2 protein-coding genes are annotated in these 1,524 nt (G+C 69.6%); both read right to left on the reverse strand.

Features of this window, described 5'->3' with window-relative positions; all coding sequences use genetic code 11:
* Positions 1-906, reverse strand: a 906-nt coding sequence (locus G3A44_RS23125; protein WP_163460108.1) for a TRAP transporter large permease subunit, incomplete at its 3' end; no start/stop codon positions are given.
* A gap of 112 nt (positions 907-1,018) precedes the next feature.
* Positions 1,019-1,522, reverse strand: coding sequence for a TRAP transporter small permease (locus G3A44_RS23130; protein ID WP_239062068.1), 504 nt, complete (start codon positions 1,520-1,522; stop codon positions 1,019-1,021).
* Positions 1,523-1,524: the final 2 nt, after the last annotated feature.

Consider the following 1,524-nt stretch of genomic DNA (forward strand, 5'->3'; position numbering starts at 1 on the left):
CACCATGGCGCTGGGGATGTCGGCCACCGTGATCAGCCAGGCGCTGACCATGGCCGCGGCCACCAGGAACATGATCACCGCCGTGGTCTTGGCCGCGCTCACAAACACCTCGTGCAGCGCCTTCAGGCTCAGCTCGCGGTAGATGACGGTGGCCACGAACAGGGCGTACACCGCCGCCACCACCGCGGCCTCCGTGGGCGTGAACACGCCCATCTTCAGCCCCACCACCACAATGACCGGCAGCACCAGCGCCCAGGTGGCGTCCTTCAGGGCCTGGGCCCGCTGGGCCCAGCTGGCCCGCGGCGGCGGCGCCACGTTCTCGCTCTTGGCCACCCACCACCAGGCGATGGCGATGGACACGCCCATGAGCAGCCCCGGCACGATGCCCGCCAGGAACAGCTTGCCAATGGAGACGTTGGCCGCCACGCCGAAGATCACAAAGCCGATGGACGGCGGGATGACCGGGGCGATGATGCCGGCCGAGGCGATGAGGCCGCCGGCGCGGGCCTTGTCATGCCCGGCGCGCACCATCATGGGCAGCAGCAGGCTGGCCAGCGCGGCGGTATCAGCCACGGCCGAGCCCGAGAGCGCGGCCAGCAGGCAGGCCGCCACGATGGCCACAAAGCCCAGGCCGCCGCGCTTGTGGCCCACCAGGGTCAGCGCCAGGTTGACGATGCGCCGGGACAGGCCGCCGACGTTCATGATCTCGCCGGCCAGCATGAAGAAGGGCACGGCCAGCAGCGGGAAGCTGTCGGCACCGTTGATCACGTTCTGCGCCAGGATCTGCGCGTCGAACATGTCCAGGTGCCACATCAGCGCCGCCCCCGAGACCAGCAGCGCGTAGGCAATGGGCAGGCCGATGGCCATGGCGGCCAGCAGGCTGCCCAGGAAGATGAAGATCGTCATCGCAAAACTCGTGTGAAGGACGCGGGCCCGGACGGCGCCGGGCCGCTCCCAAGGCGGCCGGGCAACCCGCCCGGCGGGTGGCGCCGGTACTCCGGCGCCGGGTGCCGACAGTTCAGTGCTTCTTGAAGGTCTGGCTCTGGTTGAGGTGCAGCTCATCGAGCTGCGCCAGGTCCTCGCTCTCCTGCACCATCACCAGGTCGGCCTCGCTGAGCTGTCCCGTGACCGTGCGCCAGAACTCCCGCAGCAGGATCAGCCCGCTGGAGACCGCAAACACCACCCCCACCGCGTACACCCAGGCCATGGACCAGCCGCTGACCGGCGCCTCCACATCCAGGTTGATCACCGTCTGCGCCCACGCGCCCGTGCCCATGAGCCAGGTCATCCACAGCATGAAGCCCTGCGCCACCCCCAGGCACACCCGCTTGCCCGCCGGGCCCAGCCGGCCCACCAGCATGTCCGTGCCCAGGTGCCCGTGCTCGCGCAGCGCCACGATGGCCCCCAGGAAGGTCAGCCACACAAAGGCCCAGCGCGAGAGCTCCTCGCTCACCGTGATGCCCGAGTTGAACGCGTAGCGCAGCACCACGTTGCCAAACACCAGCACCACCATCACCGCCAGCA

It is taken from the genome of Ideonella livida, from assembly GCF_010499455.1.
GTDB classification, from domain to species: Bacteria; Pseudomonadota; Gammaproteobacteria; order Burkholderiales; family Burkholderiaceae_C; genus Ideonella; species Ideonella livida.